Source organism: Staphylococcus croceilyticus (assembly GCF_002902575.1).
Taxonomy (GTDB): domain Bacteria; phylum Bacillota; class Bacilli; order Staphylococcales; family Staphylococcaceae; genus Staphylococcus; species Staphylococcus croceilyticus.
The window spans coordinates 47,260-56,171 of record NZ_PPRD01000103.1; the positions used below are offsets into that span (position 1 = coordinate 47,260).

7 protein-coding genes are annotated in these 8,912 nt (G+C 34.3%); all 7 read right to left on the reverse strand.

Annotation, left to right across the window (positions count from 1 at the left end):
* Positions 1–413: 413 nt before the first annotated feature.
* From uidA to CD128_RS10805, 7 genes are read right to left on the reverse strand one after another with little or no spacing between them, the layout of a single operon-like run.
* Positions 414–2,222, reverse strand: a complete 1,809-nt coding sequence (gene uidA / locus CD128_RS10775) for a beta-glucuronidase (protein ID WP_103329899.1) — start codon at positions 2,220–2,222, stop codon at positions 414–416.
* Between the two features lie 25 nt (positions 2,223–2,247).
* Positions 2,248–3,099: an SDR family oxidoreductase gene (locus CD128_RS10780; RefSeq protein ID WP_103329900.1), complete on the reverse strand. Its 852-nt coding sequence runs from the start codon at positions 3,097–3,099 to the stop codon at positions 2,248–2,250.
* A 13-nt stretch (positions 3,100–3,112) separates the two neighbouring features.
* Positions 3,113–4,156 carry a mannonate dehydratase gene (gene uxuA, locus CD128_RS10785; protein ID WP_103329901.1) on the reverse strand — a complete coding sequence of 348 codons (1,044 nt, stop codon included), beginning with the start codon at positions 4,154–4,156 and terminating at the stop codon, positions 3,113–3,115.
* Between the two features lie 18 nt (positions 4,157–4,174).
* Positions 4,175–5,581: a glucuronate isomerase gene (gene uxaC, locus CD128_RS10790; RefSeq protein WP_103329902.1), complete on the reverse strand. Its 1,407-nt coding sequence runs from the start codon at positions 5,579–5,581 to the stop codon at positions 4,175–4,177.
* Between the two features lie 18 nt (positions 5,582–5,599).
* Positions 5,600–7,015 (reverse strand): glycoside-pentoside-hexuronide (GPH):cation symporter, encoded by a 1,416-nt coding sequence (locus tag CD128_RS10795; RefSeq protein ID WP_103329903.1) that lies wholly within the window; start codon positions 7,013–7,015, stop codon positions 5,600–5,602.
* 23 nt (positions 7,016–7,038) lie between these two features.
* Positions 7,039–8,049: a sugar kinase gene (locus tag CD128_RS10800; RefSeq protein ID WP_103329904.1), complete on the reverse strand. Its 1,011-nt coding sequence runs from the start codon at positions 8,047–8,049 to the stop codon at positions 7,039–7,041.
* 4 nt (positions 8,050–8,053) lie between these two features.
* Positions 8,054–8,692: a bifunctional 2-keto-4-hydroxyglutarate aldolase/2-keto-3-deoxy-6-phosphogluconate aldolase gene (locus CD128_RS10805; RefSeq protein ID WP_103329905.1), complete on the reverse strand. Its 639-nt coding sequence runs from the start codon at positions 8,690–8,692 to the stop codon at positions 8,054–8,056.
* Positions 8,693–8,912: the final 220 nt, after the last annotated feature.

Sequence of the window (8,912 nt, forward strand, 5' to 3'; positions counted from 1 at the left end):
ACTGGGTTGTAAAGAAATTCTAGAGATGAACATTCACTCGTTTTTGTTGCGACGCTTTCTTGCGGGAAAGGCTCAAGCCTGTAGTCATGTAAAGTAGTTCTTTGATTTTAATCATTAGAACTACTTACTTAAGTGTGTAAACACTTAAGTTCCTTCCCCAGCTTGCTTTGTTTGTAGACTTTCTATGCGAAAGTCTTTGTGCTGGGGCCCCGCGCTCAACTACGTTTCGTTATCTATCTTGGAACTACTTAATTAATTGTGTGAATGAATAAGTGCATTTTCTAAACAAGTAATGCTATTTGATAGTTATATAAAAAATTAAAAATGATATTTAAATAATTAAGTCATAAAAAAACTGTCGACAAATTTTTGTACTTTGTCGACAGTTTTTATTTAGGTTTTAAATTAATGTACTATTTTTTATAATTAAAGTTTGGAATGTCGTGCCAACGTTGTTTGAAATAATGTGCGATTGATTTTGGTCTTCTATCTCGAGTGAAGATACCTTTTTTATTACCTTGAACACGGAATAGTCCATCTGCAGTTTCAAAGTCTGCAAAGTTCCAAACTTGTTCACCAATAAATGTAGGATATTGGTCTACAATTTCATGATTCGCTTTATAATAATCCACTTGGAATTCTTCAGTGAACATTTGTGTTGATGCTGAATGGAATCCAACAATTGTATCGGCACCATACTCTGTAAACATAATTGGTTTACCAGGTTCGATTTCGCCCCATTTATCCAATTCTTTTGTTAAGGCATTTTTAGCACTTTGTAAGTCTGCCATTTGAGTATACCAACCGTAGTATCTATTTAAGCAAATGACATCTACAAGTTCATGAACTTTATCAACGTCAGGTTGTGCTGTTAATATTAATACGATAGTTACTGGACGATTTTGTGGGTCTAAGTCACGTGTTAATTGCACTAATGGTTCGAAATATTCTTTAGCTCCATCTTCCATAGAAGCTGGTTCATTAGCTACTGACCACATGACTACTGAAGGATGGTTTTTATCTCTAGCGATTAATTCTTTAATCACTTGTTCATGCGCTTCTTTAGTATTCAAACCTTCCCATGTGTTAGGTTTTTCAGAGTTATCATTATTTAATAATGCAGTAAAGCTTAGATGAAGACCTACGCCAGTTGTTTCATCAATGACTACAATACCTTGTTGATCAGCTAAACGCATCATCTCTTCAGAGTAAGGATAATGAGATGTTCTAAATGAATTCGCACCTATCCATCTGAATAATTCGATATCTAATACGTTAGCAGTTTCATTTAGACCACGACCATTGTAATAAGTATCTTCATGTTTACCGAAACCTTTGAAATAGAATGGCTCGTTATTAATTAAGAACTGACCATCTTTTACTTCTACTGTACGAATACCGAAAGGCTCTTCATAGCTATCAATTAATTCGTCATCATCATAGATTTCCACTTTTAGTTGATACATATAAGCGTTAAGTGGTTGCCATAAGTGCGGTTGGTCAACTGTGATTTCCCCTTCAACGTTCGACTCAGAAGCGACAACCTCTCCCTCTTCATCAATCACACTGACTTTAAGTGTATTATTGTCATCAAAATTACCTTTGACAGTGTAATTCACTATACCTTCTTGTGCACTATTAATATCAGTAACAATTACGATATCTTCAATGTACGACTTAGGTGTCGTATAGATTTTCACAGGTCTATGTAAGCCTGCATAATTGAAGAAATCAAAGTTAGGATTATTTTTTCTCGCTACACTTCCATCATCTCTTTTTTCTTCAGAATAATTACCTACAGGAAGTGTAGAGTAATCTAATATATTATTTACCTTCACAGTTAAACGATGTTTGCCAACAGAAGCAAGTTCGTCTGTTAACTCAACTTCGAAAGGTAGAAATCCTCCTGAATGTTTAACTACTTCTTGACCATCAACATATACTGTCGCATGATGTGTTGCAGAAGCAAAACGTAAAACAACTCTATCTTCTTTAAATGACTTAGGAATGATAAACTCACGTTCATACCATACATTTCCAACATGCGCTCTGATTTCATCAACGACACCTTGATCATTATAAGATCCAGGAACTGCCATTACATATTCAGACTCTATCGGCGTCTGAACATCATTAGGGTCATTGTCTCTTTCTAATTTAAAGTTCCAAACACCGCTTAAATCAACGACTGTTCTTGTTTCAGTATTTATTGGATATAACATATTTTACGTCCTCCTGTAGTTTTATTTATACTCCTGAATAAGCGTTAAATCCTCCATCAATTGGTAATACGACACCATTAACAAAGCTAGAAGCTTGTTGGTTAACTAAGAATAATAATGCACCAACTAATTCCTCAGGTTCTCCAAATCGTCCTAATGGCGTTGAATTGATAATTTTTTCTGCACGATCTGAGTAAGAGCCATCATCATTTAATAGTAAGTCTCTATTTTGATCAGTTAATAAGAAACCAGGTGCGATGGCATTTACTCTAATATTTGTACGTGAAAAGTATACACTTAGCCATTGCGTAAAATTACTAATTGCTGCTTTAGCGCCACTATATGCCGGAATTTTTGTTAATGGCGTGAAAGCGTTCATAGATGAAATGTTAATGATACTAGCAAAGTCTTGCTCTACCATATCTTTACTAAATACTTGCGTAGGAATAAACGTACCTTTGAAGTTTAAGTCAAATACAAAGCCAACACTTTCTTCATCTAATCCGTAAAAATCTTGAATAGACTCTTCATTATTATTGTCATAGTATTCATCTTCAGTTGTACCTTTAGGATGATTTCCTCCAGCACCATTAATTAAGATAGATATCTTACCATATTTTTCATTAACACTTTCTTTTACCTTTTCCATATCTTGGCGTGACGTCACATCACCTTGGAAGAACTCGACTTCACCTTTAGATTCAGTATTATTTATGTCATTGATTAAGCTTTTTCCCTTATCGTCATCCAAACCAATAATCGCTACTTTAGCACCACAAGCGACTAAAGCTCTAGATAATTCTGAACCTATGACACCTGAGCCTCCAGTTACGACAATCGTTTTTCCACTTAAATCTACCTCAAAAGGTAATTTCATATTATAACACCCCTTAGTTTGATTTAGTTACCGCTTCATATAATCCAATTAAATATGTTGCACCTAATGCACGGTCATATAAACCGTACCCTGGTTTACCAGTTTCTCCCCAAATCATGCGGCCATGGTCTGGTCGAATAGGTCCATGATAATCAAATTCAGCAAGTGCTTTAATAATTTCATACATATCTAATGAACCTTTAAATGATGGGTGTGCAGATTCTTGGAATGAAGATACACCAGTGTGTTTAATATTACGTGCATGCACGAAATGTACACGGTCTTTTTTACCAAAGTAACGTAACATTTCAACAAAATCATTATTTTGATCTGCCCCTAGTGAACCTGAGCACATTGTAAGACCGTTGTATCTTGAATCATATAAATTGATAAAACGCTCTAAGTTTTCTTTGTTAGTGATAATTCGAGGCAATCCAAAGATACTCCATGGTGGATCATCCGGGTGAATCGCCATCAGAACATCTTCCTCTTCAGCAACAGGTATCACTTTTTGAATGAAGTACTCTAAATTCTGCCATAATGTCTCTTCATCAACATCGTCATATTCATCTAATAAGGCATTTAAACTTTCTTTAGTATAACTTGAATCCCATCCAGGTAGCGCAAGTTCACCGCTACGAGGATTCATTTTATCAACATCATTCTCATCATAAATTAAACATGTTGAACCATCTTCAAGACGATACTCTAATTGAGAACGTGTCCAATCAAACACTGGCATAAAGTTATAACAAACTGTTTGAATACCCTCAGCTGATAAATTTCTCAGTGTTTGACAATAGTTTTCAATATATTCATCACGTGACGGCTTACCAAGTTTAATATCCTCATGTACCGGCACACTCTCAATAACTGATAGTTCTAAACCAGCTTCTTCAATTTCATCTTTTAATGCTTTAATCTTTTCTCTCGGCCAAACTTCTCCTACTGGCACATCATAAATTGCACTTACAATGCCTTCCATGCCAGGTATTTGGCGAATATTTTCTAGTGTGATAGGATCATCAGATCCATACCATCTAAATGACATTTTCATGTGAGTAACCTCCCCCAATTAGATTAATTTAAAGTATTCATAAGCATTGTTATAGCAAATGTTTTCAATTAATTTTTTCAATAGTGCTTCATCGTTAGGAATTTCTCCATTCTCTACATATTCACCAATAAACGTACTTAATATTCTTCTGAAGTAGTCATGTCTTGAATATGAGATAAAGCTTCTTGAATCTGTTAACATTCCAACGAAATTCATTAATAATCCTTGGTCTGCTAATGAAGACATTTGACGAATCATGCCACGTTTAGTGTCATTGAACCACCAACCTGCACCGTGTTGGATTTTACCTCTAATACCAGGTTCTGTTTGGAAATTGGCAATTGCAGAACCAACGATATCGTTATAATTAGGATTTAAATTGTAAAGAATTGTTTTAGGTAAATGACCCTCATATTCCATCATGTCGAGTAATGAATTTAAATGATAAGCGACATTTTCTTGGTCTAAGATAGAATCGAACCCCGTATCAGGACCTACTTTTTCAAACATTTGCGTATTAGCATTTCTTAGAGCACCAAAGTGAATTTGCATTGCCCAGCCATTCTCATGGTATTTTTTGCTTAATTCATTTAAGATGAATGTTTGGAATTGCGCTTTCGATTTATCATCAAGTTCTTTGTTATTCAAAGCATTCTCGAAGATGCTATCAATGTCTTCTTTTGAAAATGATTCATACTGAAGTACTGAAATACCATGGTCAGATAACTTAGCACCTTTTGAGTGGAAGAAATCGATACGATGATGTAGACCTTTAACAAAATCATCTACATTCTTAATCTTAGTATCTTCAACTTGTTCTAGTTTCTCTACAAATTTTAAGAATGCTTGATGACCAATTTTGAATACATCATCAGGTCTAAAAGCAGGTAAAACTGCTGTATCAAAATCTTCTAATTGTGCGATTTGATCATGATATTTTAAATCATCTGTTGGATTGTCAGTAGTACAAATCACTTTTACATTAGAATCAGTGATTAATGAACGTGCACTCACTTGATTGTCTTTTAAGAATTGATTTGCTTCGTCATAAATTTTTTCTGCATTGTCAGCAGTTAATAATACGTCAATATTAAAGTACATTTTCAATTCTAAATGTGACCAATGATATAATGGATTTCCTACACAATTTTCAACTGTTTCAGCCCATTTAATAAATTTCTCTCTATTACTTGCATCACCAGTAATATAATGTTCTTCAATGCCAAGCGCTCTCATTGCTCTCCATTTATAGTGATCCCCACTTAACCAAATATCAGCGATATCTTCAAATTGTGTATCTTCTGCAATTTGCTGTGGACTTAAATGACAGTGAAAGTCATAAATGGGTAAATCTTTAGCATAGTTCTCATATAATTTTTTCCCTGTTTCATTATTCAACATAAAATTTTCATCGATAAATGTCATAACAATTAAGCCTCCTGTTTATAATTCATCTCTTAAGGTTAATTCTTTAACAATTTGTTTGTGTCTCTTATCTGTTAGTGGATAAGTCAATGCGAAAATGATGAGTGCCACTAAACTGATGCTACCTGGTATAACAAAGAATAATATTTTTAATCCTTCTAAGGTGCCTGCTGATTGGGCTACGTTAGGTTGGTAACCAATCATAGTTAATGCCAAACCTGGCACAAACCCTGCCAATGCTTGTGAAACTTTACGTGTAAAGCTATAACTTGAATAAATAATACCTTCTGTACGTTTACCAGTCTTCCATTGGCCATATTCAACCACATCAGCGATAAACGCCCAAGAAACAGTCGTCGGTATAACTAAAAAGAAATTAGATAATGTATTCGCGATTAAAAAGCTGATGTAATGTTCACCAAAAATGAAGTAATTTAGAAACTCGAATGTAACGAAGCCTCCAAGACCTATCACTGCGGTCATTTTCTTACCAAATTTTTTACTTAAAAATGTTGTTAATAATAATCCTGGAATTAACATGATAAAGTTTAATGCGCTCACTAACCCTACTAAGTTAGGCTCATTTAAAACATACTGGAAATAATATAATTGAGATGATTGTTTTAAGAACATCGCCATAATACTTAGTAAAGTGAAGATCGCTAAAGCAGCAAATGCACCATTTTTAACAACATTTATAAATGCATTAGTATCATCATTCTTCTTGGCCTTTTCTTCCTTTTTATTATCAACGACAACATGGCGTTCTTTGACATTTTTATAACAAATAATGTGAAGTAATACCCCAATGCCAGCAAGTAATGCAACAACCACTGGATAACCTAAGGCATGATTATCAAATATATCTACCATAGGCACGACCACAATTCCTGCAATAAATATTGCACCTTGAGAACCTAAATTCCTAAATACTGACAATTGCGTACGGTCATCAGCATTCAAAGTCATAGAAGCTGATAATGAACCATAAGGGATATTAACCACTGAATACGCTAGATTAAATAACATATAAGTCGCAAATGCCCATACAATCTTACCCGTATCTCCCAAATTAGGTGATAAGAACGTAATAATGGTCATTATTGCTAAAGGTAATGTACCGTAAAGAATAAATGGTCTGAATTTACCTTTAGGTCCAATATTTTTTCGAGAATCTACGATGGTTCCTACACCAGTATCAACAAATGCATCGAAAATTTTAGAAATTAAGAATACTAATCCTCCATAAAATGCTGAGATTCCTAAAATGTCTGTGTAAAACTTAAGTAAATAAATTTGACCCATATCAAACATTAAGCCATTACCTAAATCTCCCAAACCATAAGAGAATTTTTCTTTAAATTTTAATTTAGGTTGTTCAAGTTCTTTAAACTTTTGAACTTTTGGCTTGCTACCATTAACTTCAGAAGTCATATTCTCCCCTTCTTTCTAATCCCCTATCGTTTAATGTCTTGTGTATCGGGTTGAATAGAATTGATAACTTCAAAATTAGAAGGTGCATGATCACCCTCAACTGTATGTTTGTATAATGCATTTTTAATCCCAAATTCAACTGTCTCATCTTTATCAAGTCCATTGATGAGACCGTAAATAATACCTACACTAAATGCATCTCCAGTTCCAACTCTATCGATAATTTCCACTTCATATTGCTCTGATTGATACACTGCATCTTTTGTATATAAAAAACCTTGTAAGCGGTTTCTTGTACTACTAAAATTTTTTCTTTGCGTAAACGCGATGTACTTAATGTCATATTTTTCTTGAATTTCTTTTAATATTGGTTCTAATGTTTCAATATTAGCTAACCTATCTAAACCATCTTTTTTATCATTATTTTGATCATCGGGTAGCGACAATGGTTCATATCCAAAGATTAAATCAACGTTAGGTAGTAACTGTGACATCTTAAGTCGCGCGGTTTCGAAGTCCCATAAAGCTGCTCTGAAATTCAAATCACAACTAACGAACATCCCTTTTTCCTTAGCAAGTTCAAGTGTTTGTTTAACTAAGTCAAACATATCTTCATTTATAGCTGGAGTAATTCCAGTAAAATGGAACCATTGATGGTCTGCTAATGCTTGCTCAATGTCATAATCGTCAAATGTTGTATTTGAGAATACGGAGTTTTGACGGTCATAGATGACTTGTGACGATCTTACACTGAACCCTTTTTCCAAGAAATACATTCCTAAGCGTCCATCATTTCTTTCGACAAACTGAGTATGAATATTATATTTTCTCAAATTCATGATAACCGTGTCACCCAATAAATTCTTTGGTAGTGCAGTCAACATCGTGCAATCAATACCCAATGAACTCAGTCCTACTGCGACGTTCATTTCTGCGCCCCCATAGTTGACATCGAATTGCTTGGCACCCGTTATAGTTCCAAACCCTTCAGGAGACAAGCGCATCATGATTTCACCTAATGTAATAAATTTCAAAGTCTCACCCTCTTATTTCATAAAATTTTTGCACAAATTGTTGCGTGTTCTCTTTAACGATGTTGATATCGGAATCCGCCTGTTTGGTCAATGCGCTTCCTATGCCCACTGCAAACGCCCCTTTGTCATACCATTCATTCATGTTGTCTAAAGAAACGCCACCTGATGGCATCATTTCAACGTGTGGTATAGGGCCGTGTACATCTTTAATGTATTTAGCACCTAATAGATTACCTGGGAATAATTTAACGACATCGACCCCTGATTTAAGCGCTTCAGTAATTTCAGTGACAGAACCGCATCCAGGTAAATAAGGTATTGTATAAAGATTGCATATTTCAGCGATTTGAGCATCAAAATGCGGACTGACGATATAAGAAGCACCATGACTAATCGCAATTCTAGCTGTGACAGCATCTAACACAGTACCAGCACCTACTACAACATCATGTTCTTTATATTTTTTTAATATTTCTTGAATTACTAGTTCTGCTTGTGGTGTAGTGAAAGTTACCTCTATATTAAGAATTCCCCCTTCAATAATTTGTTCAATATAAGCGACGGCTTGTTCTTGACTGTTACCTCTTACAACAGCTACTAAATAATTTTCATGTAAACGATTTAAAGTCTCATATTTTTTCAACTTTCTCGCCCTCTCCTCTTTTTTCACTTCCATTATTCTTTTTTTGAAAAATATGGTCAATTTTCGATTTATGATTATTTTAAAATAATATAAAAATACAAAAATAACGCTTACAACACAAAGTCTATAACCATTGCGTTGTAAGCGTTCTCTTAAAAATATTGACAAAATATGTCAAATTAAAATAATTCTTAATTATTCATTGTAAAGTGTATAAAGT

What these genes read in the sequence shown, in the direction of transcription:
- uidA (WP_103329899.1), bottom strand. Translation starts at nt 2,222, where the DNA reads ATGTTATATCCAATAAATACTGAAACAAGAACAGTCGTTGATTTAAGC.
- CD128_RS10780 (WP_103329900.1), bottom strand. Translation starts at nt 3,099, where the DNA reads ATGAAATTACCTTTTGAGGTAGATTTAAGTGGAAAAACGATTGTCGTA.
- uxuA (WP_103329901.1), bottom strand. Translation starts at nt 4,156, where the DNA reads ATGAAAATGTCATTTAGATGGTATGGATCTGATGATCCTATCACACTA.
- uxaC (WP_103329902.1), bottom strand. Translation starts at nt 5,581, where the DNA reads ATGACATTTATCGATGAAAATTTTATGTTGAATAATGAAACAGGGAAA.
- CD128_RS10795 (WP_103329903.1), bottom strand. Translation starts at nt 7,015, where the DNA reads ATGACTTCTGAAGTTAATGGTAGCAAGCCAAAAGTTCAAAAGTTTAAA.